The sequence below is a fragment of the Paenalcaligenes sp. GW821-LYS-B07-1 genome, assembly GCF_058803365.1.
On sequence record NZ_CM179516.1, the window covers coordinates 3128921 to 3154086 of the forward strand.

Consider the following 25166-nt stretch of genomic DNA (forward strand, 5'->3'; position numbering starts at 1 on the left):
TGATATCAGAACGGCATGGTTGGCAAAGGAACCTGCAAGACTTCGGCAAACACCAGCCACATCACCAGCGTTGTGCTGAGGGCTACTAGCGCCGCCATTTTCCAACGTTGTGTTAGCCACCCAATCATGGAGAACACAATGACAAAACACAGTGGTGCGAAGCCCAACCACGACTCAAACACCATGTACACCACAATGGCCGCCGGCACACTCATGGCGTAGGCAAAGGCAGCCAGCCATGGCTGGCGTACCTTCTTGGCCTGCCCTTTATTCGCCAGGTATTGACGCAGGCCTGAATACATCAGCCCCACACTACCCAGCAGCAGACCGCATGCGATCACCGATGGAAAAGTGCCAAGTCCATAAGGCAGTCCTGATAATTTGGGCAATGTCTGTGCATAGATAAGCAGACAAATACTGCCTACCGCCAAAATCAGTCCAGTTAATGCATCATTGATTCGCATGCTACTTCCTAAGAATTACTGCTGTACCAACTCAAGATCAGCGATCAATTGGCCGCTAACTTCGTCGGATTGCTGCATGAACACGCCAAACTCTGCTGGGTTGCTCCACTTCACACCAAAACCCGCACGGTTCATCGCTTCCAGGAACTCAGGAGACTGCGCTACTTTTTCTGCTGCAGCCGCAATCACTTCAATGGCTTCATCGGGCATGCCTTTAGGGCCTACCAGACCGCGCCATGTACCTGCCGCCAATGGACGACCTGTGGCTTCACCAATCGTTGGGATATCAGCAAAAGAAGGCAAACGCTCATCAGACATAACTGCCAAGGTTTTCACCAAACCGGCGTCACGCATGGTTTTGCCTTCTGGCAATGCGGAAGCAACAATTTGCACACCACCTGCGGCCAATTCTTGGAAACCAGGCGCTGCACCTTGGCTAGGTACTACAGTCACTTTCTTAGGATCGATGTCAGCCAACTTCAGGGCTTGTGCCAATGCCAAGTGGTAGGCTGCACCAGCAGGAATGCCAGACAGTTTGTATTTACCCGCTTGCTCAGCACGAATGGCTTCAAAAGCAGCGTCGATGTTGTCCCATTCGCTATCTGCATTCACGCTAAACGCGGCTGCATCAAAATTCATTTGAGAAATAGGTTTTACATCGCTAAACGCTAATGGAGAGGTCTTCATCCAGCGGTACGTTACTAACTCTGCTGTAGCCAAACCAATGGTGTAACCGTCAGATTTTGCGTTGCTAATAGCGGTATGACCAATAACGCCACCTGCACCAGGACGGTTAATCACGTTGATGGGCTTACCCAATTCACGCTCCAAACCAGCAGCGATCAAACGCGCTACGGTATCGGTACCGCCACCCGCGGACCACGGCACAATCATCTGAATGGGACGCTCTGGATACGCAGCCAGCGCTGGGCTAGCAGCCAAGCTGCTAAGAACTGTCAAAGAGAAAGCGGCAAAAATTTTGTGCTTGAGCATACTTGTGTCTCGCATTTGTGGGGTAGTTATTGTTGGAAAAACGATGCGGGCTGATTAGTAGGTAGCCCGGCCTCCGGACAGGTCGAACACTGCACCGGTACTGAACGAACACGCAGACGAACACAACCACGCTGTCAATTCAGCGACTTCGTCTACGGTTCCTAAACGTTGCATGGGGCTTTTGTTGATCATGGTCTGCACGTGTTCAGCAGACATTTGCGCCAACAATGTGGTATTCACGGCGGCAGGGGCAATCGCATTCACCAGTACGTTACTGGTAGCCAGCTCTTTACCCAGTGATTTGGTCAGGGCCAATACACCAGCCTTGGCGGCGCTGTAGGCAGACGCATTAGGCGTACCTTCTTTACCGGCTAGCGACGCGATATTCACGATACGGCCTGACTGCTGTTGCAACAGGTACGGCACAACCGCTCTACAGGTGTTAAACACCCCTACCAGATTGATATCGATGATCTTTTGCCAGATGTCAGCAGGGTATTCCCACAAGGTGGTGGTTGGACCCGCATAACCGGCATTGTTCACCAGCATATCGATGCGTCCGGCATAGTCATGCAGGCGTGCAGCGGCTTGCTGCAACGCTTCTGCATTACTGATGTCAACGCGATAGTGCAAAGGCAAGGACTCATCCGCTTCCAAATCCCAGATGGAAACGGTAGCGCCAGCGCTGGCCAATTTGTCAGCGATGGCCTTGCCTATGCCAGCCCGGCCACCGGTAACGATGGCGACTTGGCCGCTAAAATCGTATTGAACGTAATTTTCCATGATCAACGAATGAATTGATCAACGAAATCTTCACCCAGACCCACTTCGGTATAGTGCTTGCGGCACATATCAATTTTGGTGAACACATCTTCAAAGCCTACGCCTTTGCCCCATGGGTCGGTGTAGTACATCAAGCCGTTCACCGTGAAGTAGGTGATCATTTCTTCTACGTCTTCGGGCACGTACAGCGTGTGTGTCTCACCAGGTGGTTCGTACACGTAGCTGCCCTCTGTGGCTTCCCAATCGTGCTCTAGGTAGCGCCAGCGACCTTTCAACACAAAACCATGCACAGCTTGTGGGTGACGGTGACGGCTCAACACGCCAGATTTACGCACACGCAGCAAGTTAGTCCAGTAGCCCTGGCTGGCGTTCAAACAGAGTGGGCGGAACCACACGTTTTCTGCCTGAGGCACCCAAACGCGCTCATCTTCAGGAATCGCGTGAGAAACCACGATTTCTGGGGAGGCTTCTTTAGGGTTGGGGTATTGGTAAGGGGTCATCTCACCGAACTCTTTAGTATCTGTAGTCATAGTCTTGTCCATATTGTGGGCAATTAGTCCATATAGTGGATAGAATTTTATTGACTAGCTCTCCCTAACAACTATTAGGGATAACCCTAAAATGTTGAAACTTGAAGTGTTTTTACGGGATTTGCACTACAAAGCGTCGCTGGGTAGACCACAAAAACGAAAAAACTAGCGCAGGTACATCACCTGCGCCGATTTACCCAGGAAAGATAACGGCACAATGCCGCCCAGCATTACCAGATATGTGCGCTGTCTGCCAAAGCCGGGCTTTGCGCAATACGTTGAGAGATTTTTTTGCAGGTTTCCAGCAGCGGTTTCACATACGTCTGCATAGGGTCGTCTGCCTGACGAAAGCGCAGCGTGCTGACGCTAATGGCGGCAACGGGTTGCTGTTTAGCACCCAAGATCACGGCACCGAAACAGTAAATACCTGCTTCGTTTTCTTCGTCGTCTACCGACCAACCACGCTGCTGCACGGTTTTCACCTGTTCAGCCAGTTGCGTAGGATTAATCACCGTGTTTTCGGTATAGCGCTCGTAAGACAGACTGTTAATCAGTGCCTGACGTTCGGGCTCACCCAACGCCGCCAGATACGCTTTGCCTACCGACGACGAGTGCATAGACACGCTAGAGCCTATGTAAGATGCCATGCGTACCGCACTGGTACTTTCCAACTTTTCTATGTACACCATGCGATCGCCACTGGGCACAGCCAAGTGCACCGTTTCGTTGGTTTGATCACGCAACGCTTGCAAGGCCTGCACTGAGACCAAACGCAACTCTGATCGGTCCCAACTGCGACTGGCCAACTGCACCAGACGTGGCCCTAACTGGTAGGCCTCGCCATTTAGTGACTCCACAAGCAAACCTTCGGACACCAGTCCACCCACGCTACGGTACACCGTGGAACGTGGGTATCCGCTCAACTGTGCCAATTGCGGGATGGTTAAGGGCTCGGCACTATCTGCAACCAGTTGCAGCAGATGAATGAATTTGGAAAACGCGGCGGTTCCCGTCGCTTTGGCCGTACCAGAGTGAGGCTGAGTCATATGTCACTGTAAACCAATGTATGAGCCGACCTGCTGGTCATGGCCAGAGGTCGGCTTACGATGTCTCCTTGCTGGTTAAGGTACTAAAACCCCAACCACATTGGTACGTAGTATATAACGCCACTGCAAGAGACTGCAGCGCTCTTTTATTCGCTTACGACTTCGCCGCTTGCTGGTACTCGCACTGCTGGTTTTCCACAGGCTTGGCCACGACACGGTCATACAACCCTGCCGCTTGGTTGACGACAGCCTGCACATCTTGCTCTAACAGCACACGTTCTTGCACCTGTTCACGAGCCACTTTTTCTACCTGCTGAACATACGCTTCACGCGATGCATAACGCTGTGCCAATTGCTCGGCAGACCATGGTAAGAACGAGCCATACAAGCGCGCCAAGGCATCCGGTGCGCCAGCTTCTGCATTGCGCAAATTCCAGCCTAAATAAGCACCTACTGGCACAGCGACTTGAGGGGTTTGCAAACCCGCCAACTCATTACCTTCTGCATTCACCTGAGGCACCAAGGTGTTGTAGGTTTTGCCGAAAACAGGTGGTTGTACATCCGAAATACCTTGAGTATCGAAACGTTCACCCAATTGCAAACGTGGTGGCTGCAAATACCGGGTAGGTTGTCGCAAACCTTCAGGTACGTCGGTTAACGCCACCTTATAATCCGCCAATGACACCAAAGTACCGTCTTGGATGCTAGGAATTTTAGAAGCTGGCGGCGCTTTATCGTCTACCACCCACTCATCCAAGGCCACCAGCAATGCACGCAGTTGCGGACGATAGTCCGTAGGCAACAAGCAATTCTCGTAAATGCCACGAGCTGGAGGGGTAGCAATTACGTGTTGAGCACCACTGAGCAAATAGGCTCTGGCGTGATCATCTAACGGTAGGTCGGTTTTACCTTCGGTATCTGTGTGCAGCAACGATGCTGCTCGCGCCCAGTAATCCGTAGAACTGGCGGTGTACACCAGTTTAGGCACTATCCCTACTTTCTTGGCCTCATCCAATACACTGGCCTCTTTACCTGATACTTCATCACGCTGTGTAACCGTGGCAAATGGGAAGTAGTCGGTAGGGTAAATGGACTCTTCGTGTGGGCTGAAATGACGCGTGGTTTGCGCAAAGCGGTGATTGAAACTGCCTTTACCGCCACCAGCTACATGCAAGAAACCACCATCAAAGGTAGGACGCTGTTTCTCGTCTACATGCAAACCATCTAGCAACATGGTTTGCAGCACACGACCAGACTGCGAAATACCAAATGCCAAGACATGTTCAGGCAACGAGCCCTGCTGGTCTAGCAAGGGGTTTGTCTGGCCCACTTTGTCTTGCTCTTCATAACGGAAGAAAGACAACGCATCGCGCACCGCTGCCAAGCCTAAGCCTGTTACCACAGGGTCTTGAGCGGTATAGCGCAGTTCATAAATACGACCGGGCTCAAAGCCTGCAGGCAAGTACACGCTGGTGTCGTCGGCCACCACTTTACCGTCGTCCAGTTTCGCCAAGCTCCATTGGTCACGTGGGATAACGGTGCGTTCTCCTTCTGGCGTATCGCGTACTGTCAGCTCGGCTTTTTCCTGAGCTCCCGGAGCGAACGGGTAACCTCTGGCCAAAATCCCCAAATGTGACGAGGCTTTGGTAGGGGCATTCACGACAATTTCATTCACCACAACGCCTTGAATCGCATCGCCATTGGCTTCACGTGCGATTGGCAAAGTCAGTTGTTGACGTTGGCCACCTTCTACTACATCCCAGTTCCAACCCGTCCACAACAAGCTATAACCTTGGTTTAGCAGCCAGTTATCACCTTGTGCTTCAGCGCTATTCAGATCATTACTGAACACACCGTTCTGGAACAAATTAAACAGCCAATAGTTGCCTCGGTTATTCACCTCGTACAGCAATTTACCGTTAGACGCTTTGCCATCCACGGGGCGAATCAGCGTGAAGTCTCCGCTGAACTCCACCAAACCCTGTGCATTACGGGGTGCCAGTTTGACATCCACAATAGGCGCATTGGACGCATCCTCAGGATCTACGGCATAGTGCAAACGCCCTTCTATGCGTTCAAATTTGTTGTCTCCCTGCTGTGTCGCAAAGGGTGTGCGTGACACAATCTCTACACGCTCTACCGCCGCTTGTGCCAGCATAGGCATGCTCAACGCCCCCGCTACGGCTAACGAACGAGCCAAGACAGTGGGTGAAAAGACCGAAGCCGCTTTTTTTACTGGTGCCTGAAACAAGGGGAAAGACGTGTGATTCAACATGGGCCTACAACTTTTAAAAAGTAACAATATTCAACGTACTGCTAGTATCTCCCCCACCACATATAACCATCAAAGCCAATTTGTTAATTTTCATATAACAAAAAGCTATTATTTATACCTCGCTTTATTCGTTATCCTTACCCTGTGCATCGCACTGCGGTCGCCTTCTACGCTTCAGCCATTCCGGCACTTTTTCCCATACTTTTTCTCTACTAGGTCATTGACCACGCGTTGCCGTGCTCGTTTCCTGCGCCTAGCGGTTATAGACACGGCTGTACCTTCCTTTTATTTTGGAGTTTTTATGCATAGATTTGTGGTGATTTCTGGCTGTTCTGGCGGCGGGAAATCCACCTTACTCACTGCCTTGCAGCAGCATGGCCATCGTATTGTGGCTGAGCCTGGTTTGCGAGTGGTTCACCAGGCACAAAAAAGCGGTAGTCGCGCACTGCCCTGGTGTGACATGGGCTTGTTCATCGAACACATCATTTCCCTTGCTACTGCCGATCTCGCTGCAGCAAAGGACTCACCTTCTGGCATTGTCTTTTTTGATAGAGGACTAATTGATGCGCTAGCGGCTCAGCAACGGCTACATCCAGAATCACAAAGCCTGAACAATACGCTGCTATCACAGTGCTATGATCGCTGCGTATTCCTGACCCCACCGTGGCCCGAGATTTACGAGGAAAATGACGATCGCCAACACAGCTTAGCAGCCGCCACAGCAGAGTATGAGCACTTGCTACAGGTGTATGCACAACTGGGTTATCACATACACCTGCTGCCCAAAACCAGCGTTCAGAAACGCGTGGATTTCGTGTTGCACCACCTAGCGCTTATGGCGTAGGCACAGTGCCTGTGCTTAGTTATAACTGCTTAACAGCAGCACCCCTACAATCAGCACACCACAGCCTACCAAGCGCCAGATGCCTACCGCTTCACGCAGCACCACCATACCTAGCAATGCCCCTACCATCATGGACATTTCTCTGGCGGGTGCAACAAAACTCACTTCCGCCCCCATCTGCAACGCTAACAGCACCAAAATGTACGACAGCGGTGACAGTATCCCAACTGCAATGGCCAAGGCCCACTTACCACGCATACGTTCACGCACTTTATGGCGTGCGCCCCACTGCCATGGTGTCATGAATAACAAACGTGCCGAGTTAGAAAACCAATCTAACACTACTGGGTGGATGAGCAAGGCTTTTACGCCAAACGCATCCACCAAGGTGTAGCCGGCAATAATGACACCCGTCAGCCCACCCCACTGCACGCCTCGGTATGCGCCAGGCTCTTTAAAACTCGCCAGATTGCCCTGCGTAGAAATCAAGGCAATACCCAACACCACGGCAATCAGGCCCATCACCCCGTAAAGCGATGGCTGCTCACCCAGCAAGATGAATGCCCCGACCGACGACATCAGTGGCGCACTACCCCGTGCAACGGGATACACCACCGAGAAGTCCGCTACCTGATAGCCCCGCTGCAGGCAGAGGTTATAAATCAGATGTAAGAATCCACTCAGGGCAATGCACAGTAGAGCCTCCCAACCCCAGAAGCTCTCGCCATGAAACAGTAGCCACATCGTCCATGGCAAATACACCACCATCGCTACGAAGGTGAACACAAACACGAACGTAGGCCCCACATCTGCCGCACGTTTGGCCAATAAATTCCATGTTGCATGAATCAGCGCAGCCGATATCACCAACACCAACGGCAACCACGTAGCGCCCATTTGAGACGTCCTTAAGTAGACAAAGCGGTTAGCTACTGACCCAGCAATTTACAAAACTGATGTATATCTACATTGCCGCCACTCAGCACAATACCCACGCGTTTGCCGCGCAACTGCTCTTTCATGTTGCTGGCAGCAGCAAAGCCCAAACACCCTGTAGGTTCTACCACCAGTTTCATGCGCTGCGCCATAAAACGCATGCACTCTACTAGCTCGGCATCGGTCGCCGTCAAAATCGCCTTCACATCGCGCTGAATAATGGCAAAGGTCAATTTGCCCAAGGCTTGGGTTTGTGCACCATCCGCAATGGTTTTAGGGGTAGGAATAGAGACAATTTCGCCTTGCTCAAACGATTGCTGGCCATCGTTGCCCGCTTCTGGCTCTACACCATACAACGCACAGTTAGGTGATAGCGCACGCGTGGATAATGCCGTACCCGATAGCAAACCACCGCCACCTAATGGGGTAAACAAGGCATCCAACTCACCCACTTCTTCAAACAATTCTTTGGCTGCTGTACCTTGGCCGGTGATCACATCGGGATGATCAAAAGGCGGGATCATGGTGTAGCCATAACGCTCTACCAAGTCACGACCAATCTGTTCGCGGTCTTCAGAATAGCGGTCGTAACGGATAATCTTGCCGCCATAGCCTTCTGTGGCGTTTGCCTTAGCTTCTGGCGCATCAAGCGGCATGATGATAGTAGCGGGTATATCCAAAATGCGCGCCGACAAGGCAATTGCCTGCGCGTGGTTTCCTGACGAAAACGTCACCACGCCAGCCTTGCGTTGCTCGGGGCTGAACTTCGCCAACGCATTAAACGCGCCTCTGAACTTAAAGGCGCCCATGCGCTGCAGGTTTTCACATTTAAAAAAGACCTCGGCACCCCATAGTTCATTCAGGGTTCTGGAGGTCATCACCGGTGTGCGGTGCGCGTATCCGGTTAATCGCTGGGCGGCGGCTTGCACATCATCATAAGTGGGTAAAGGAAGAGTAGTCATAGCGCCGCCTGATACGTATAAAGAAAGAGAAAAGCTAAAGAATCACCTTAACAAATCTGCCTCTATTCTGACATCAAGCTCACATTGACTACGTTCTATCGTTACACTTGAGCAACACTGTTTAGGCTTGTACAGTTTGCAGCCCTACGCTTTTCACCCAACGTCGACTTAGCCACAGCAACATCGCGCTGACGCCACTCAGTAAACCGGCCACCAACATCGCCACCTGAAAGCCACTGGCCATGGATAACGAATAGCTAGAGACCATTTCTGGCACTGCCGTTACCCCCTCGTGATACAGCACCGCCTGTTGCGCCACCTGCGCAGCGCTGTCTACACCATCTACCACCAAACGCCGTGTGAGATCGGCTATGGCTTGCGCACTCAAGATCACACCTAGCAATGAAATACCCATGGTCATCCCTGCTTGGCGTAACGCATTCATGGTGCCCGATACCGAACCTGTCAGTTCAGCCGGCGCCATGCCCATGATGGTTAAGCTAGTCCCTGGCACGGACAACCCTGCCCCCACACCCATGATCAGCAGCAATGAACCCATCATCCAATACGGTGTATCTACCGAGCACCACACCATCGCCATCATAGACACTGCAATCAGTACATAGCCCGTGATCATCAATATAGGCACCGAGCTTTTAGCACTTAAACGTCCAAACAAGAGCGAGACACAACCAGTAGCCATAAACAACGGCATCATGCGCCAACCAGCTTCAGCCGGAGACCAATCCTGTACTTGCTGGAAATACAGCGAGAAGAAAAACAAACTGCTGTAGTACGAAAAGCCCAAAAAGAACGAGGCAATATTCGCCACCACAAACACGGGTTGCTGAAATAGTTTTAATGGCACCAAAGGACGTGCGACACGGCGCTCAACGACAATAAACATCAGCCCACCGACTAATGCAATCGCCCAGCACCACATGGGCACTGTAGCGGTCACACCGTCTTGCCCTGCTGCGATCGTGCCGTACGCCAACGCCCCCAACACCACCAGACTCAAGAACTGCCCTACAGGATCTTTAGCGGCCTGCGCGGTATAGCGACGCTCTGGAATCGCCCACGCACCCAGCACGATAGCGCATGCACCTAATGGCAGGTTGATCAGGAAAATGCTCTGCCAACCCCATTGCTCTAACAACACCCCACCCAACAGTGGCCCTACGATCAATGCCAATGCCGTAAAGGCAGACCAACCACCTATGCAATGCGCTCGCTCAGCAGGGTCAACGTATAAGTGCGTCAAAATAGGCAATGCACCAATGATCAAAAAAGCCGCTGACAACCCCTGTAAAGCTCGCCCCCAGAGCAATAACGACAAACTAGGCGCTGCCCCACATAGCCACGACGCCAAGGTAAATACCAACGCACCCAGTAACCAGCAACGCTTATGGCCTACTTTATCGGCCACCGAGCCGGCTGACAGCATGATGGCTGACAAGCCAATGGCATACACACTCACCACCCATTGCATACCGGCTATATCGGTTTGCAAAGCGGTTTGCATGGAGGGTAATGCCACGTTCACGATACTAATGTCCAACGTAGCCAAGAATGTGCCCAAATACGCCGCTAAGACGGCTGCTCTACGTTTAGATACTTGCATAAATCTGGTTTTCCTTAGGTCATTGGTTTTTATACTAGCAATTGACTGACCGACGGTCAATGAAAAATTAAAAGAGCAAAGACTTTGTAGCTGGCTTGTTTTACACTGCCGGGAAATGGACTCTTTTGTTTTGGTAAGATTACCGTATGTCTACATCACAGCCTCCCTCTGCCCCTTCCGCATCACCCCGCACTAAACCCGCCGAAGTGCGTCTAGATGAGCTGATGACAGCCGCTGAATCCCTCTTCATGGAAAACGGCTTTGAAGCCACTACTATTGCCGACATCACCCGTGTCGCCAATGTAGCTAAAGGCACCTTCTACCATTACTTTGCGTCCAAAAATGAAATGCTGGCGGCCTTGGCCAACCGCTACACGCAACAGTATTTAGCGGAACTGGAAAAGGCCGTGGCGTCTTGCCCTCAGCAAGACTGGCCCGCTCGCCTACGTACATGGATAGAAGCCAGTGTGCACACCTATGCGCGCACCTTCCGTACCCACGACATGGTGTATGGCGGCCATCACCATCATGAGCGTGATAATGCCGAGAAAAGCGCCATCTTGGCGCAGCTAGAACACATACTGCTGCAGGGTCAGCAACAAAACGCCTGGTATTGCCCCAACCCGCCTATGGTTGCTTTGCTGCTGTACTCTGGCGTGCATGGCGCTACTGACGCGCTGATTGCCTCCCCTCAGTTAGATGCTGAAAGCTACGCTCGCGAGTTAGCCGACACCTGTTTGCGCTTACTGCCGCCACCACGCAAATAAGGCTGGCTTTGTCAGCACTAAAGCCTGTCTTCACTAAACAGCAATAGCCAAAGCCAGAAACATACGGCACAGTTTGCCGGGTCAGCCGTCCGTTGTAGAGACGGCTTTATCCTGCTTTATGCCTATATCCATGACGACTACGCATTACTCACGTCAGTTGGCTGAATTTGCGGCCAACCTGCGTTATGAAGACATCCCTGCTGCGGTTATTGAGCGCACCCAAGCCCTGTTTTTAGATACCTTGGCATCTATCATTGCTGGTGCGTCTACGCGCCCTGTGCAGACCATTGATCGCGTATCTACACACATGCGTCCCGACCATGGGCCTTCGGAAATTTTAGTTTCCGCTGCACATAGCTCGCCGTTCTTTGCCGCCATGATTAATGCAGCAGCAGCACACGTGGTAGAGCAGGATGACTTGCACAACAGTTCCGTACTGCACCCTGCTGCCGTGGTGTTCCCACCCGCATTAGCCGTTACCCAAGACCTAAAAAAATCCGGTAAAGACTTACTAACAGCCGCTGTCGCTGGCTACGAAGTGGGCATACGTGTGGGCGAATTTCTGGGGCGTTCACACTATCAAATCTTCCACACCACAGCTACCGTTGGCACCCTAGCCGCCGCCGCTACCGCAGGCAATTTACTGCGCCTGGATAATGATCAAATGCTGCATGCCTTTGGCTCTGCAGGTACTCAAGCCGCTGGCCTGTGGGAGTTTCTGCGTGATGCCGCCGACTCCAAACAACTGCATACCGCCCATGCGGCCAGCAGCGGATTGTGGTCGGCTTACCTAGCCCAAGCCGGGTTCACGGGTGCCTCGCAAATTCTGGAAGGCAAAAAAGGGATGGCAGCGGGCATGTCCAACGACTCAGATGCCACTCGCCTGGTTGACGGTTTAGGCGCACGTTGGGCGTTGAGCGAAACTTCGTTCAAATTCCACGCGTCTTGCCGCCATACCCACCCATCCGCCGATGCCCTGCTGCAAATAATGCGCGAGCACAATCTTGCCGTCAGCGATATTGACCAGGTCACGACTCATGTGCACCAAGGTGCTATTGATGTGCTAGGCGCAGTCACCAACCCGCAAACCGTACACCAGTCTAAATTCTCAATGGGAACAGTCTTGGCGCTGGTCGCGTTGTTTGGCAAAGCAGATCTCACCACTTTTGATCAACAAGCCCTACAAAACCCTGCTGTGGCCGATTTCCGCGATCGCGTACAGATGACACTGGACGAGGAAGTAGACAGCGCCTACCCGCGCCGTTGGATTGGTAAAGTCAGCGTGCGCACTACTGATGGCCGTACCCTGCAGACGCGTGTAGATGAGCCCAAGGGCGATCCCGGCAACACCCTGACCCGTGAAGAGCTAGAGGACAAAGTACGTCGTCTGATTGAGTACGGTAATCCTACTCAATCCACCGAAGGCAATACTGCCTTGGCTACCAAGTTGATTGATCTGGTCTGGCGCTTGCCCGAGTTGGATCAGGTTAACCTGCTATAGCCCCATCCCGCTATTCCGGGGAGGGCACCTTTGCTGACTCCGGAATAGCATTGGCATCCGCCAATAACAATTGAATTAGCTCGTGAGTGAATGAGGGCAAAGACTCTACATCGCGCACACAAATAAGCAGATCGCGTATCGCCCATTCGTTGGTCAGCCCCACGATGCGTATGGGCAGCACCGTGGCATGCCGTTTCGCAACAGACTCGGGGATTAACGAAATACCGGCATTCGCCGCCACCATTCTGCACGCCGCCTCAAAACTACCCACTTGAATGCGGGTTTGCAGCGGCCTACTCATGCTGTCCGTCACCCGTTTTAAAAACGAGTAGATGGCGGTGCCTTCATGCAGCATGATATACGAGCTGTCTATGGTGTCCTCAAAAGCCACCACGTCATGTTCTGCCAAGGGGTGCTCTGGAGCTACCACCAACACCAATTTATCTTGCCTATATGGCAGCACCTGCAAGCCTTCGGTGTTCACCGAGCCCGCCACAATGCCCACATCAGTAGCCCCTGACAGCACAGCCCTTACGATGTCATCGCTGGGGCGCTCGCGTAAATCCACATTAATGTCAGGCCACTGCGCCAGATACTGACTGAGCACATGCGGCAGAAATTCCGTCATGGCCGTGGTGTTCGCTTGTAGGCTTACGCTGCCTTTGATGCCTTGCGCATATTCTTGTAAATCTGAACGTAACAGCTCTACTTGCTGCAGCACTTGCCGTGCATGCGTCAAAAAGGTCTCCCCCGCTGGACGCAACGTAATGCCTTGCGCACTACGGTTCAGCAACGGCACACCTATGGATTGCTCCAGATTCTTGATGCGCATACTCGCAGCAGGCAAGGAGATAAAAACGCGTGCGGCTGCACGCGTCAGGCTTTTCTCTTCGGCCACATAACTGAACAAGCGTAGATCAACAAAATCAAATTGCATGGCCATGTTCGTGCCTCCAAGAAGTGCTACTGCATTGCGGGTGACCGCGAAACACCGTCACCCTTTTCTATACATCACCACCTATTAGGCTTTCTGGCTACCTTCGTACACCAAAATGGCTGCAGTCAGATCTTCCAGCGCATTGCCTACAGATTTGAATACGGTGATGTCATCGTCATTCGTTCTACCAGCGTGCTGGCCACGGCACAGGTCAAACAATGTGGCCTTAATATCTTCGGGTTTAAGCGTGCCGGCTTCAAAGGCTTGCAACAAATCACCGGCTTTTTTCGCTGCTTCATCGGTATCCACGAACACCGAACCACGCGCAAAACACTGTGCATCAGTTTCAATCATGTGCCGCGCGAAGCTACCTATTAAATCTAAGTGTTGTCCGGGTTTTAGCCAGTCGCCATGCACTAGCGGTGCTTCAGACAAGGTAGCACAACTGATAATATCGGCTTGTGCTACGCCCTCTTCTACCGTGCTGACCACGTGGGCGTTATAGCCTTTTTCACGCAGTTCTTCCGCCAAACGCTCAGCACCTTCAGGGCGGCGATTCCAGATAAACACATCTTTAATAGGACGCACCACGCTGTAGGCATCTGGCAAGAAGCTGGCCACACGCCCTGTACCCAACACAAACAAACGGCTCGCGTCTTTCTTCGCCAAGTAGCCACCGGCTAAGGCCGACGCCGCAGCGGTTCTGCGTGATGTCACGGCATCACCATCCACATGTGCCAACGGCTTACCCGTACAACCGTCGTACAGCAAGTACGTAGAGTGTAAACCTGGCAGATCCAACTCGTGGTTAGCCGAGAAAATATTCACGGTTTTCAGGCCAAAGTATTTCTTGTTATCCCATGCCGGCATAATCAAGGTAATACCTTTACGACCATCACACTCAATAGTGTGGGTGTGTCGTAGCGGTACGGTGATATCCGCTTGAAAAGCCTGACGTAGCGCAGGTACTAGTTTGTCAAAGCCCAACAACGCATTAGAAACATCAGCATCAATCAGCTGCATAGTTTTTTTCCTTACTCGTATTCTTTCTTGTCTGCACACGACCAAACCGGTGTCGCCGCCCTACGCCACAACCCACGCGCGCAGAATCACACAACCCTACAGAGTATTTTGGTTGCACCTTTATTTTTATTATGGTTAACCCTTGATTATGAAAATAAATCAGGGACAGACACTCTGTTTAGCGTGCGCGAGCCAAGAATCGTCGTGCTTGTAGCACCACAGGCTGGTCTACCATTTTGCCGTCCACTTGTACGGCAGAGCCCCCCGCTGACGCGTCAGCCGCCACCACGCGCGTTGCCCAATCCAACTCTTCGGCAGACGGCAGCATCGCTTGATGCACACCTTCCACTTGCTTGGGATGAATACACAACTTGCCACCAAAGCCAAAACGTAGCGCACGTTGCACATCTATACGCAATTGCTCGCCATCTTGTAGCGCGGTAGTCACCCCATCAATCGCTGGTGCTAAATTACCCAAACGCGTCGCCATGGCCATCGCAAAACGTACAGGGGATAACTCTGGCTCACCTTCCGAGCACTGTATGCCGGTGTCTGCCATGAAGTCCAAATGTCCCAGCGCCAATCGGCATACACCGGGCGCTGCTGCTAACTGCTGTAGCTCTACATAGCCGCGCGCCGACTCAATAATGGGGATCAGTTGCACCTGCGGCAACTGCGCATGCACTTCCGCCAACGCGTGTGCCGATTCTGCTTTAGGCAGCAACAGGCTAAATCCGCCCGGCAGTGTTTTTGCCCACGCAATGTCTTGCTGCCCAAGTTCAGAGGTCACACTATTGGTACGCACCACCAGCGGCACCCCATGCTGCTGCAAGGTAGACCATGCCGATGCAATTTCTATTCTGGCCTGTGCTTTATCAGCCAAACCCACGGCGTCTTCCAGATCAAAGACCACCGCATCAGCCCCTGTTTGCAAGGCTTTCACGAACCGGTCTGGTCTATTACCCGGTACAAACAAAAACGTACGTGCTTGCGCAATGCTGGTTTGACTGATGCTGCTCATGCTTTCCCCTGCTCTACAAAAAATGGTGATCCGACGATGTTATACCGCACCCGCTGCACGCAGCGCCTCAATTTGTTCGGGTGTTTTGCCCAATTCCTGCAAAATCGCATCCACATGTTCACCCAAGCCAGGCACTGCATCCATACGCGGCGTGTAGGCATTGGTACGACCAGGCGGCAACAGCGCTGGTAACTCACCCACCGGGCTAGGTACTGACGTCCATCGCTGTCTGGCTTGCAACTGCGGATGCTGCCACACATCGGCCATGGTGTTGACCCGTGCATTCGCAATTTGTGCAGTTTCCAAACGTTCCACCACCTGATCTGCTGTTAAGCTGGCAAAGCGTTCCAGTATCAATGCTTGCAAAGCAGCACGGTTTTCAGAGCGCTTAGAGTTTGACACAAAGCGCTCATCCGTTGCTAACGCTGGTTGCTCCATGATCTGCTCACAAAACACCGTCCATTCACGCTCGTTTTGCAAACCCAACATCACCGTATTGCCATCGCCCGCTTGGAAAGGGCCATAGGGATAAATGGTGGCATGAGCAGCGGCAGAACGCCCGGGTGGTGGTGCGCCATCAAAGGCGTAATACAAGGGGTAGCCCATCCACTCCACCATGCTTTCCAGCATGGACACGTCAATGTTGCTGCCCTTACCTGTTTTACCCCGCTGCAATAACGCCGCCAGAATATTGGTATAGGCGTACATGCCCGCCGCAATATCCGCGATAGAACAACCCGCCTTAGCAGGGTGTTCAGGCGTACCGGTGACCGACAAAAAGCCAGACTCACTTTGAATCAACAGGTCGTAGGCTTTTTTATCGCGGTAGGGACCGTCTTCGCCATAGCCCGAGATATTGCAAACGATAAGCTGTGGAAAACGTTCATGCAGCGCATCAAACGATAAGCCCAAACGCGCGGCAGCACCCGGTGCCAAGTTTTGCACCAATACATCGGCTTTGGCCAACAACTGCTCCAACACCGCTTGTGCTTCGGGTTGCTTCACGTCCAGCGTCAGGCTTTCTTTGGAACGGTTCGCCCACACAAAGTGCGAGGCCATACCCTCTACGCGTTCATCATAAGCACGTGCAAAGTCGCCCGTACCCGGGCGTTCCACTTTGATTACCCGTGCGCCTAAATCTGCCAATTGCCGCGTACAAAACGGGGCAGCAATCGCATGCTCTAACGTCACAACGGTCACACCATCAAGAGGACGGGACATCTTTACCTCAGCTTAGAAAGAACGTGGCAAGCCCAGAACATGCTCGGCCACGTAAGAGAAAATCAGGTTTGTAGAAATAGGCGCTACTTGATACAAGCGCGTTTCACGGAATTTACGCTCAATATCGTACTCTTTGGCAAAACCAAAACCACCGTAGGTTTGCAAGCAGACGTTAGCCGCTTCCCAGCTGGCTTTAGCCGCTAAATATTTGGCCATATTGGCCTGAGCACCACACGCTTGGCGAGCATCAAACCTACGCGCTGCGTCAAAACGCATCAGGTTAGCCGCTTCAATTTCAATAAAAGACTCAGCAATAGGAAACTGCACACCTTGGTTCTTGCCTATAGGTCTATCAAACACCACACGGTCATTCGCGTAGCGACACGCTCTATCAATAAACCAGTAGCCATCCCCAATACACTCGGCCGCAATCAAAGTGCGTTCAGCATTTAAGCCTTCCAAAATGTACTTAAAGCCTTTGCCTTCTTCACCAATCAGGTTTTCTTCGGGAATTTCTAAATTATCGAAGAACAACTCGTTGGTTTCGTGATTCACCAAGTTAGGAATAGGCCGCACATCCAAGCCTTTACCGATGGCGTCACGCAAATCCACCATGAAAATGGACATACCTTCAGACTTTTTACGCACCTCAGAAAGCGGTGTAGTACGCGCCAACAAAATCATCAAATCTGAATGCTGTACGCGTGAAATCCACACTTTTTGGCCGTTCACTACCCAACGACCGTCTTTTTTCACAGCGGTAGTCTTGATCTTGGTAGTATCAGTGCCCGTGGTGGGTTCTGTTACCGCCATAGACTGTATGCGTAATTTGCCTGCGGCGATCTCTGGCAGGTATTTTTCTTTTTGTGCCGTACTGCCACTACGCAGCAAAGTACCCATGTTGTACATCTGGCCGTGCACAGCACCTGCATTACCGCCACAACGGTTGATTTCTTCCATAATCACCGATGCAGCTGTTAGCCCCAAACCTGTACCACCGTACTCTTCGGGGATCATCGCGGCCAACCACCCCGCTTCAATCAACGCATCTACAAAAGTTTCTGGATAGGCTTCCTTGGCATCAATTTCACGGAAATACTCATCCGGAAATTGTTTACACAATTGGCGTATACCATCGCGGATTTCTTCAAATTCATCGTGTTCTATGTGCATGCTTATTCTCCGTTTTTAGTAGAGCTCTACCTGTGCCTGCATGGCCAGGTGCCCCGTTTCTGTGCAGGCCCACAAGGAAACCTGATGCGCGTTGTCTTGGCGTCCACATACGGTGAACGAATGAATATCAAAAATAGGGCTCACCGCTTTGAACGAGAAATTTCGTACGCGAGCATCTGGCAGCTCTCTACGCAATAAATCCAACAGCAGCGTAGCAATCAACGGGCCATGCACAATCAGCCCTGGGTAGCCTTCTTCTTGTGTGACGTAACTGCGGTCGTAGTGAATACGGTGACCGTTAAACGTCAGTGCCGAATAGCGAAACAGCAGCACGGGATCAGGGTCTATACGTCGTGTCCATTGCGCTGACTCTGGGGCAGGAATAGGAGTGGGTGCCGGCGCATCCGCTGCGGGTAAATCACGGTACACAATATCGTGGTACTCCACGATGGCCAATTTTTCGTCCGCATAAATATCGTGCTTTACCTTCACAAACACCAATGCACCACTGCGGCCTTCTTTAACTGTTAAATCAGCAATGCGCGATACCCGCTTGATCTGTTGCCCTTCATGCAAAGGCGCTACAAACTCGAGTTGGCTACCTGCCCACATGCGGCGTGGTAACGGCACAGGCGGCAAGAACCCACCACGTTGTGCATGCCCGTCATGGCCAAGCTCAGACTGTCTATGCACAGGCAAAAAATACAGCCAATGCCAACATGGCGGCACATCTAGCATGGCCACATCAGGGTCATCTCTGTCCAACGTAGCTGTTAAGGCTTTCAACGGTGCTGCAGTAATGCTGTCCGTTGCTGTTTCGGTACGCCCTATCCACTCGCGTAAATGTTCCATGTCTACCGCTGCCATCACCCTTCCTTTGTTCTTTGAGTCTATGTTCTGCTGTAGATCGATTTTAGGTATCACTCAAATATCTGTAAAATAGTTATTAAGTCTATTTGCTATACATTTTTCATATACCAGAAAGCCATGGAATTACGTCAGCTACGCTACTTCATAGGTGTGTGCGAAACCGGCAGTCTGCTGCGTGCCTCTGCGCGTTTGCACATTGCCCAACCGGCGTTGGGGCAACAGATTACGGCACTGGAAAATGAACTGGGTGTGAAACTGTTTGAACGTTCTAATCGGGGCATGATTCAAACAGAGGCCGGACGCACCTTTCTGGAACATGCACGTGTGGTACTGGCTGATGCCGAACGTGCCAAACAAGCCGTGCGGTTTTCTAGCACTACCCCTAGCGGTGAAGTCGCCATAGGCTTGCCCACCAGTATTGCCCTCAGCACTACGCTCCCCATACTCAGCGCCTGCAGACAACAATTTCCCAATGTGCGGCTCAAAATTGTGGAAGCCTATAGCGGTTTTATTCAAGAATGGCTGCATTCAGGTCGCTTAGATATCGCGCTACTGTTTGGTGCTGAACCCGAACCCGGGCTCAATAAACGTGCTCTGCTGGACGACAGCCTGGTCTTTGTTTCCAGTACTCAACAGCCTTTAGCAGACAACCTCAGTTTAGCCGATATCAGCAGCCTCCCGCTCGTGTTGCCGGGCCAAGAACACGGCTTACGTCGCATCATTGACGACGCCTGCGTCGCTCAAAAACTCACGCTGGATGTAGTGGCCGAAATCGAATCGTTGGGCAGCGTAAAACGTGCCACCCAAGCTGGGCTAGGCAGCACCATTTTGCCGCAAGTCTGTATTTTGGAAGAGGTTGCCAACGGCACCCTGCATAGCGCCCACATTGATGGTGGCAATTTATCCAGACGCGTGGTGTGTGCCACCAGTTTGACACGTCCAGGCTCTACCGCTATTGCTGCCGTAGAAGCCTTAATTTTAGATGTGATTTCTCAGATGGTGAGCAGCGGCATCTGGCCCGCTCGCTGGATTGACGAAGCGCTCTAAACCTAGCTTCCAGCCCTTTTTCTCCTTGTTTTTGTACTGCATCTGATCATGCGGCGGTATACGCATGTTTCGTGATAACCCTTATTGCCGGGCAAAACATTGTTGAACAATAATGAAATTGTTCAACAATTATTAGCAGCACAAACGCCACCAAGCCCACAAGGAGACTCCATGAAAAAGCCACATCAGCGCACGTCTTTACGCGCACTCACACACGCTCTAACCAGCCCACTAACGTGGTTGGGCTGCAGCGCCATCTTGGCATTTAGCCCACTCGCCTCTGCCTCTACCGACACACCTCCTACCGTGCAATCTGGTGTGCTGACTATTGCTTCTGACTTAACCTACCCACCCTACGCTTACTTCCAAGACAAAGTACCTTCCGGTTTTGATGCGGACTTCAGCCGCTTAATGGCCAAACACCTGAACTTGGATGCCAATATCGTAGACACCCGGTTTGCTGATTTGGTGGTGGGGCTACGCGCTAACCGTGTTGATGTGGTGGCCTCAGCGCTGTACATGACACCAGAACGCGCCAAGCTAATCAGCTATGTGCCGTATCTGAAAACAGGTTCGTCACTCATCGCCTTGAGCAAAAGTACTCAGCGCCCCCAAAACCCTGAAATGCTGTGCGGGCTCAAAGTCAGCACCATCAAAGCGGCATCGTGGACACCCAAGTTAGAGCGCGTATCGCAATCCCATTGCCAAGCACAAGGCAAGCCTGCCATCACTGTGTTGGAATTCCCTACCTCACCTGAAGCCTTGATGGCTCTACGTTCCAGCGCTGCCGACGTGATGATGGAAGATTCCGCCGTGGCTCACCAGTTGGTGCAAACCATGAAAGGTGAGTTGGAAGTTACGTCTCCCGAGTTGCTCTACACCATCGTGATTGCCCTAGGCGTTAACCAACGTAATCCAGCTCTTTCCGAAGCCCTAACACAAGCTTTACAACGCGCCACCGAAAGCGGTGAGTACGCCCAACTGCTAGAGCAATACGGTCTTGCCGCCCCCACACAGGCCGACATAGAAAGCTCTCTTGCTACACAGCCACAATAAGAATCGGAGTATCTGGTAATGGAATTTGATTGGTCGTATGCATATAGCCTACTTTTTGATCATGACTTTTGGCTCGCCTGCTGGACAGTCGCCAAACTGGGCTTTTTGTCCTGGTTACTGGCGGGCGGCTTAGGCTTCTTTCTGGCTCTGGCAAAACAGTCCAGCATTCGGCCCATCAACTGGCTATCCAGACTCTACATCTGGTTCTTCCGCAGTTTGCCGCTGTTGGTACTGCTGATGTTTATCTACAACCTGCCGCAGGTGTTCCCCGCCTCGGCCAGTGTGCTCACCGAGGCTTTTTATGCCGGTTTGATTTCGCTGGTATTAAGTGAAGCAGCCTACATGGCTGAAATTCACCGTGGCGGCATTCTGGCAGTACCCCGTGGTCAATATGAGGCCGGTAAAGCTTTGGGACTACGCTATGCCGGTATTCAGCGCTTGATCATCATCCCCCAAGCCATCCGCATCGCCTTGCCTACGCTGAGCAACGAGTTCATCACTATCGTGAAATTAACCTCGCTGGTATCAGTGATTTCATTGACGGAAATTTTGTTGGTAGGCCAACGCCTGTACACACATAACTTTCTGATCTTTGAAACCATGCTGGCTGTTGCCTTCTATTACGTGCTGATGGTGACGATTTTCGACAAAGCATTGGGCTGGTTAGAGCAATACTTGGACGTCAACAAACGCAAACCCACGGCCTATCGTTTGAGCAGTGCCGAACAAGCTGCCATTCAAAAGGCACCCTCTACCACCACCGCGACAACTGCCCCAACCACGGCACACTCAACTCCTGCACTGGAAGTTCGCCACCTTAACAAGTTCTATAGCGATCACCATGCACTGAAAGACATCAACCTGAGCGTACGTAGCGGTGATGTGATTTCCATCATTGGCCCATCCGGTTCCGGTAAAACATCGCTAATACGTACGTTAAATGGCTTAGAAGCTTTTTCAGACGGTAGTGTATGGATTCACGGCCAGCACTTCTTAGGCACACAAAACGGCCAAAGCTTAACGGCACCCCATCCTGAGCTTATTCTGGATATAGGCATGGTGTTCCAAAGCTTCAACCTGTTCCCACACCGCACCGTGCTGGACAACGTCACGCTAGCCCTGAGCTATCACAACCGTGGCACCGCCTCGTCTCGACGTATTGAAGCACTCACCCAGCTGTCCCGTGTGGGCATGGTAGAGCATGCCAACAAATACCCGCACCAGCTTTCCGGTGGTCAGCAGCAACGTGTCGCCATTGCCCGTGCCTTGGCCATGCACCCTTCCATCATGCTGTTTGATGAGCCTACTTCAGCGTTGGATCCTGAGTTGGTCAACGAAGTGCTGCGTGTTTTGGAGTCCTTAGCTGCCGAAGGCATGACCATGCTGATCGTGACCCACGAAATGCGCTTTGCGTTCAACGTTTCCAATCGTGTCGTTTTCATGGAAAACGGAGCCATTTTGCACGATGAATCACCCACCGATTTGCGCCAATCCAGCGATACGCGCGTCAGTGAATTTCTGAGCCAACTGAATCACTAATCGCATCATGAGTACCGAAACCGTTTCTACCGCTTCGTGCTTGCACCGTATTGACGCTGCGCCTAGTGAGGCCGCTCTCGCCCTAACGGCCATAGACAGGCAAGCCAGCACCCACACCGCTGGCCCGCTAGCCGGCTGGAACATGAACATCAAAGCCAATATAGATGTAGCGGGTTGGGTGAGTCATGCCGGTTCTGCCGCCTTTGTACAGCGCCCTGCTGCCACACACGATGCGACCCTCGTGCAGCAATTGCGGCAACAAGGAGCCACGATTCTGGCACAAAGCAACATGACGGAATTTGCCTATGGTGCATTGGGCTTGAACCACCACTTTGGCACACCACGTAATCCGCGTTACCCCAATGAAGAGCGCGTACCCGGTGGCTCTAGCTCAGGGGCTGCGGTATCCGTCGCCTTGGGCTTTAGCGATGCAGCCTTGTGTACAGACACCAGCGGTTCGGCCCGCATCCCTGCTGCGTTTTGTGGCCTGGTGGGGTTCATTCCCACCAAGGGCTTGCTGCCCGAAGACGGAATCTTCCCGCTTTCGCCCAGCTTTGATGTACCAGGCCTCATCACCCCTAACGTCACACGCTGCACTCAACTCTTTACTGCCTTACACCCCACAACGCACCCCGCCACCTCGCCCTCTCAGCCTTGGACGCTGTTAGTTCCCACTGAGTTAGATAGTTTGAGTCTGGATGACGATGTTGTTCAGCAATTCCAGGCTGCCTGCGACGCATTAGAACAAGCCGGTGTAACGTTGGTGAAAGCGAGTTTTCCAGCATTGATCACGGCCGGTGCCACTGCGGCAGAAGGCGGGATGATTAGCGCCGAAGCCTACGGCATCCACCAGCACTGGTTAGACAACTATGGTGAGCAATACGACCCATTAATACGTCAGCGCATTACCGCTGGTGCTGCGTTACCAGCATGGCGCTACGCACAGGCTCGTCAACAACTACACGAGCAAACACGCGCAGCGCTACATCAACTCGCACACATAGATGCCGTACTGACACCTACCTGCCCCATGCTGGCTCCCGCCCTCGCCCCGCTACACGACAGTGAGTGTTATCTGGCCACCAACAGGCGCTCATTCTTACTCACTGAATTTGCAAATCGCCTGAATCTACCAAGCCTTAGCTTGCCATATACCCCCGCCAATACGCACAGCATTGGCTTATTAGTGACTGCCAAACCCCACAACGAGCCTAGGCTTCTTGCTCTAGCCCAGTGGATAGAAACCCTTTTACTTGCCAAGGAGCAACACCATGATTGTGATTAATGCCAAACAACTGCGCGGTACCCCTAGAGACGCAAGCGGCCCGGGCTGGGAAAGCGTACGCATGATTGTCAAAGACGATGGCATGGGCTATTCCGTACACGAAACACGCATCACAGAAGGTGCCGAGCTAGAACTGGAATACAAAAACCACTTCGAGACCAACTACTGCGTATCCGGCGAAGGTGAAGTCAAAGACCTGAACACCGGTAAAACCTACCCCATCAAAGCAGGTGATATTTATGCCCTAAACCTGAATGACCCGCACATGCTGCGCGCCATCAAAGGTGACCTGCATTTGCTGTGTGTGTTTAATCCACCGCTCAACGGTGATGAAACCCATAACGCTGATGGCAGCTACGACGTGCGCGACTAATAGCTCCCCGTTTTCTGCTGGTTTTTACACATCATCTTTAGAGGTATCACATGGGAAATTATCCTGCCGCCTACCAGTCCACTCAGGGCTCAGCACTCTCTGTGGACAAAGCGTTCTACAGCCGTCTTATAGAACGCCCAGAAACGCGCACCTTAGTAGACAAGTTTGTGGTGCCCATACGCAGTGGCAAAGCATGGGAAGTACCGGCTGGCCACGTCTGCCGCATTGTCACTATTGAAGGCCCTCAAGTAGCCGATTTAAACATGTGGAATAGGCACGACCCGCGCGAACGCATGTGGGCATCCCGTACACGTCAGCTACAAGCCGCACACGTTAGCATTCATGATCGTTTGTGGTCTACGCTGCCCTTCCTACGTCCTATGGCCACTATTACTGATGACACCCTTGCCAACTACGGTATTGATGGTGACGGCGGTCGCGTCCATGACTTGCTGGGCACGCGTTGCGACCCTTACGTCAATCATCTGCTCACAGGTGAAGATTTCCATTTCCACTGTCACTCCAATCTGACACGTGCGGTTGCTCCCTACGGCTTAACGGAATTCGACGTACACGACGTCTTAAATGTGTTTCAATGCACAGGCTTGAATGACGACGATCAGTATTTCATGAAGGCCTGCCCTGCTCAAAAAGGCGACTACTTCGAATATTTTGCCGAAATAGACTTGCTGTGTGCGTTGTCTACCTGCCCTGGCGGTGATTTATCCGTACCATTATGGGGGCCAGACGCCCGTGACCCTATTGATGTTTGTCGTCCATTAGGTGTAGAAGTATATGCGTTGGCACCAGAATTACTGGAAGGTTGGTCACAACCAGAACGCGCCCGTTACCACGGCCACCACGGCATGAACCCTGAACTCGTTCAATGGAGATGA

General features: G+C 52.1%; 24 protein-coding genes. 9 read left to right on the top strand and 15 right to left on the bottom strand.

Annotated elements, in window-relative coordinates; translation table 11 throughout:
- Positions 1–5: 5 nt before the first annotated feature.
- The 6 genes from AC3QL0_RS15045 to AC3QL0_RS15070 form a co-directional block, all read right to left on the bottom strand.
- Positions 6–464, bottom strand: coding sequence for a tripartite tricarboxylate transporter TctB family protein (locus AC3QL0_RS15045; RefSeq protein ID WP_493009201.1), 459 nt, complete (start codon positions 462–464; stop codon positions 6–8).
- Positions 465–479: 15 nt separating this feature from the next.
- Positions 480–1457: a tripartite tricarboxylate transporter substrate binding protein gene (locus AC3QL0_RS15050; protein ID WP_493009202.1), complete on the bottom strand. Its 978-nt coding sequence runs from the start codon at positions 1455–1457 to the stop codon at positions 480–482.
- Between the two features lie 54 nt (positions 1458–1511).
- Positions 1512–2240 (bottom strand): SDR family NAD(P)-dependent oxidoreductase, encoded by a 729-nt coding sequence (locus AC3QL0_RS15055; protein ID WP_493009203.1) that lies wholly within the window; start codon positions 2238–2240, stop codon positions 1512–1514.
- A gap of 2 nt (positions 2241–2242) precedes the next feature.
- Positions 2243–2770 carry a 2,4'-dihydroxyacetophenone dioxygenase family protein gene (locus AC3QL0_RS15060; protein WP_493009204.1) on the bottom strand — a complete coding sequence of 176 codons (528 nt, stop codon included), beginning with the start codon at positions 2768–2770 and terminating at the stop codon, positions 2243–2245.
- 230 nt (positions 2771–3000) lie between these two features.
- On the bottom strand, positions 3001–3816 hold the full coding sequence (locus AC3QL0_RS15065) for an IclR family transcriptional regulator (RefSeq protein ID WP_493009205.1): 816 nt from the start codon (positions 3814–3816) through the stop codon (positions 3001–3003).
- Between the two features lie 154 nt (positions 3817–3970).
- The gene (locus AC3QL0_RS15070) at positions 3971–6091 is read right to left on the bottom strand and encodes an alpha/beta hydrolase domain-containing protein (protein ID WP_493009206.1); all 2121 of its coding nucleotides are present in this window, start codon (positions 6089–6091) and stop codon (positions 3971–3973) included.
- Positions 6092–6392: 301 nt separating this feature from the next.
- On the opposite strand from AC3QL0_RS15070, the gene AC3QL0_RS15075 reads away from it, so the two are divergent.
- Positions 6393–6935, top strand: a complete 543-nt coding sequence (locus AC3QL0_RS15075) for an AAA family ATPase (RefSeq protein WP_493009207.1) — start codon at positions 6393–6395, stop codon at positions 6933–6935.
- A gap of 15 nt (positions 6936–6950) precedes the next feature.
- Here the strand turns inward: AC3QL0_RS15075 and AC3QL0_RS15080 are convergent, their stop codons facing one another.
- From AC3QL0_RS15080 to AC3QL0_RS15090, 3 genes are all read right to left on the bottom strand, one after another.
- The gene (locus AC3QL0_RS15080; protein ID WP_493009208.1) at positions 6951–7832 is read right to left on the bottom strand and encodes a DMT family transporter; all 882 of its coding nucleotides are present in this window, start codon (positions 7830–7832) and stop codon (positions 6951–6953) included.
- Between the two features lie 32 nt (positions 7833–7864).
- Positions 7865–8833, bottom strand: coding sequence for a threo-3-hydroxy-L-aspartate ammonia-lyase (locus AC3QL0_RS15085; protein WP_493009209.1), 969 nt, complete (start codon positions 8831–8833; stop codon positions 7865–7867).
- A gap of 121 nt (positions 8834–8954) precedes the next feature.
- On the bottom strand, positions 8955–10457 hold the full coding sequence (locus AC3QL0_RS15090; RefSeq protein WP_493009210.1) for an MFS transporter: 1503 nt from the start codon (positions 10455–10457) through the stop codon (positions 8955–8957).
- A 146-nt stretch (positions 10458–10603) separates the two neighbouring features.
- Here AC3QL0_RS15090 and AC3QL0_RS15095 point away from each other — a divergent pair, with 146 nt between their 5' ends.
- Both AC3QL0_RS15095 and AC3QL0_RS15100 read left to right on the top strand, forming a co-directional pair.
- A complete protein-coding gene (locus AC3QL0_RS15095) occupies positions 10604–11224 on the top strand; it encodes a TetR/AcrR family transcriptional regulator (protein ID WP_493009211.1) in 621 nt (206 codons plus the stop codon).
- Between the two features lie 118 nt (positions 11225–11342).
- Positions 11343–12725: an MmgE/PrpD family protein gene (locus AC3QL0_RS15100; protein WP_493009212.1), complete on the top strand. Its 1383-nt coding sequence runs from the start codon at positions 11343–11345 to the stop codon at positions 12723–12725.
- A 10-nt stretch (positions 12726–12735) separates the two neighbouring features.
- Here AC3QL0_RS15100 and AC3QL0_RS15105 read toward each other — a convergent pair whose 3' ends face one another.
- From AC3QL0_RS15105 to AC3QL0_RS15130, 6 genes are all read right to left on the bottom strand, one after another.
- A complete protein-coding gene (locus AC3QL0_RS15105; protein ID WP_493009213.1) occupies positions 12736–13668 on the bottom strand; it encodes a LysR family transcriptional regulator in 933 nt (310 codons plus the stop codon).
- A 78-nt stretch (positions 13669–13746) separates the two neighbouring features.
- Positions 13747–14685, bottom strand: a complete 939-nt coding sequence (lhpI, locus tag AC3QL0_RS15110; RefSeq protein WP_430222565.1) for a bifunctional Delta(1)-pyrroline-2-carboxylate/Delta(1)-piperideine-2-carboxylate reductase — start codon at positions 14683–14685, stop codon at positions 13747–13749.
- A gap of 178 nt (positions 14686–14863) precedes the next feature.
- Positions 14864–15706 carry an HpcH/HpaI aldolase/citrate lyase family protein gene (locus AC3QL0_RS15115; RefSeq protein ID WP_493009214.1) on the bottom strand — a complete coding sequence of 281 codons (843 nt, stop codon included), beginning with the start codon at positions 15704–15706 and terminating at the stop codon, positions 14864–14866.
- A 39-nt stretch (positions 15707–15745) separates the two neighbouring features.
- Complete coding sequence (locus tag AC3QL0_RS15120) at positions 15746–16927, bottom strand: CaiB/BaiF CoA transferase family protein (protein ID WP_493009215.1); 1182 nt, start codon at positions 16925–16927, stop codon at positions 15746–15748.
- A gap of 12 nt (positions 16928–16939) precedes the next feature.
- Positions 16940–18100 (bottom strand): acyl-CoA dehydrogenase family protein, encoded by a 1161-nt coding sequence (locus tag AC3QL0_RS15125; RefSeq protein ID WP_135865254.1) that lies wholly within the window; start codon positions 18098–18100, stop codon positions 16940–16942.
- 15 nt (positions 18101–18115) lie between these two features.
- On the bottom strand, positions 18116–18967 hold the full coding sequence (locus AC3QL0_RS15130; RefSeq protein WP_493009216.1) for an HTD2 family dehydratase: 852 nt from the start codon (positions 18965–18967) through the stop codon (positions 18116–18118).
- 120 nt (positions 18968–19087) lie between these two features.
- Here AC3QL0_RS15130 and AC3QL0_RS15135 point away from each other — a divergent pair, with 120 nt between their 5' ends.
- From AC3QL0_RS15135 to AC3QL0_RS15160, 6 genes are all read left to right on the top strand, one after another.
- On the top strand, positions 19088–20017 hold the full coding sequence (locus AC3QL0_RS15135) for a LysR substrate-binding domain-containing protein (protein WP_493009217.1): 930 nt from the start codon (positions 19088–19090) through the stop codon (positions 20015–20017).
- Positions 20018–20188: 171 nt separating this feature from the next.
- A complete protein-coding gene (locus AC3QL0_RS15140; RefSeq protein WP_493009218.1) occupies positions 20189–21073 on the top strand; it encodes an ABC transporter substrate-binding protein in 885 nt (294 codons plus the stop codon).
- Between the two features lie 18 nt (positions 21074–21091).
- A complete protein-coding gene (locus tag AC3QL0_RS15145; protein ID WP_493009219.1) occupies positions 21092–22612 on the top strand; it encodes an amino acid ABC transporter permease/ATP-binding protein in 1521 nt (506 codons plus the stop codon).
- Between the two features lie 7 nt (positions 22613–22619).
- Positions 22620–23897, top strand: a complete 1278-nt coding sequence (locus tag AC3QL0_RS15150; protein ID WP_493009220.1) for an amidase — start codon at positions 22620–22622, stop codon at positions 23895–23897.
- Positions 23884–24270, top strand: a complete 387-nt coding sequence (locus AC3QL0_RS15155) for an ectoine synthase (RefSeq protein WP_493009221.1) — start codon at positions 23884–23886, stop codon at positions 24268–24270. Before AC3QL0_RS15150 ends, AC3QL0_RS15155 begins: the two co-directional genes overlap by 14 nt.
- Positions 24271–24320: 50 nt before the next feature.
- Positions 24321–25166: an urea carboxylase-associated family protein gene (locus AC3QL0_RS15160; protein ID WP_493009222.1), complete on the top strand. Its 846-nt coding sequence runs from the start codon at positions 24321–24323 to the stop codon at positions 25164–25166.

Bases quoted from the DNA above. Each gene is read 5' to 3' on its own strand.
- AC3QL0_RS15075 (WP_493009207.1), top strand. From the start codon at position 6,393: ATGCATAGATTTGTGGTGATTTCTGGCTGTTCTGGCGGCGGGAAATCC.
- AC3QL0_RS15115 (WP_493009214.1), bottom strand. From the start codon at position 15,706: ATGAGCAGCATCAGTCAAACCAGCATTGCGCAAGCACGTACGTTTTTG.
- AC3QL0_RS15095 (WP_493009211.1), top strand. From the start codon at position 10,604: ATGTCTACATCACAGCCTCCCTCTGCCCCTTCCGCATCACCCCGCACT.
- AC3QL0_RS15060 (WP_493009204.1), bottom strand. From the start codon at position 2,770: ATGACTACAGATACTAAAGAGTTCGGTGAGATGACCCCTTACCAATAC.
- AC3QL0_RS15155 (WP_493009221.1), top strand. From the start codon at position 23,884: ATGATTGTGATTAATGCCAAACAACTGCGCGGTACCCCTAGAGACGCA.
- AC3QL0_RS15065 (WP_493009205.1), bottom strand. From the start codon at position 3,816: ATGACTCAGCCTCACTCTGGTACGGCCAAAGCGACGGGAACCGCCGCG.
- AC3QL0_RS15085 (WP_493009209.1), bottom strand. From the start codon at position 8,833: ATGACTACTCTTCCTTTACCCACTTATGATGATGTGCAAGCCGCCGCC.
- AC3QL0_RS15070 (WP_493009206.1), bottom strand. From the start codon at position 6,091: ATGTTGAATCACACGTCTTTCCCCTTGTTTCAGGCACCAGTAAAAAAA.
- AC3QL0_RS15120 (WP_493009215.1), bottom strand. From the start codon at position 16,927: ATGTCCCGTCCTCTTGATGGTGTGACCGTTGTGACGTTAGAGCATGCG.
- AC3QL0_RS15090 (WP_493009210.1), bottom strand. From the start codon at position 10,457: ATGCAAGTATCTAAACGTAGAGCAGCCGTCTTAGCGGCGTATTTGGGC.
- AC3QL0_RS15100 (WP_493009212.1), top strand. From the start codon at position 11,343: ATGCCTATATCCATGACGACTACGCATTACTCACGTCAGTTGGCTGAA.
- AC3QL0_RS15125 (WP_135865254.1), bottom strand. From the start codon at position 18,100: ATGCACATAGAACACGATGAATTTGAAGAAATCCGCGATGGTATACGC.
- AC3QL0_RS15150 (WP_493009220.1), top strand. From the start codon at position 22,620: ATGAGTACCGAAACCGTTTCTACCGCTTCGTGCTTGCACCGTATTGAC.
- AC3QL0_RS15080 (WP_493009208.1), bottom strand. From the start codon at position 7,832: ATGGGCGCTACGTGGTTGCCGTTGGTGTTGGTGATATCGGCTGCGCTG.
- AC3QL0_RS15130 (WP_493009216.1), bottom strand. From the start codon at position 18,967: ATGGCAGCGGTAGACATGGAACATTTACGCGAGTGGATAGGGCGTACC.
- AC3QL0_RS15050 (WP_493009202.1), bottom strand. From the start codon at position 1,457: ATGCTCAAGCACAAAATTTTTGCCGCTTTCTCTTTGACAGTTCTTAGC.
- AC3QL0_RS15145 (WP_493009219.1), top strand. From the start codon at position 21,092: ATGGAATTTGATTGGTCGTATGCATATAGCCTACTTTTTGATCATGAC.
- AC3QL0_RS15055 (WP_493009203.1), bottom strand. From the start codon at position 2,240: ATGGAAAATTACGTTCAATACGATTTTAGCGGCCAAGTCGCCATCGTT.
- lhpI (WP_430222565.1), bottom strand. From the start codon at position 14,685: ATGCAGCTGATTGATGCTGATGTTTCTAATGCGTTGTTGGGCTTTGAC.
- AC3QL0_RS15135 (WP_493009217.1), top strand. From the start codon at position 19,088: ATGGAATTACGTCAGCTACGCTACTTCATAGGTGTGTGCGAAACCGGC.
- AC3QL0_RS15140 (WP_493009218.1), top strand. From the start codon at position 20,189: ATGAAAAAGCCACATCAGCGCACGTCTTTACGCGCACTCACACACGCT.
- AC3QL0_RS15045 (WP_493009201.1), bottom strand. From the start codon at position 464: ATGCGAATCAATGATGCATTAACTGGACTGATTTTGGCGGTAGGCAGT.
- AC3QL0_RS15160 (WP_493009222.1), top strand. From the start codon at position 24,321: ATGGGAAATTATCCTGCCGCCTACCAGTCCACTCAGGGCTCAGCACTC.
- AC3QL0_RS15105 (WP_493009213.1), bottom strand. From the start codon at position 13,668: ATGGCCATGCAATTTGATTTTGTTGATCTACGCTTGTTCAGTTATGTG.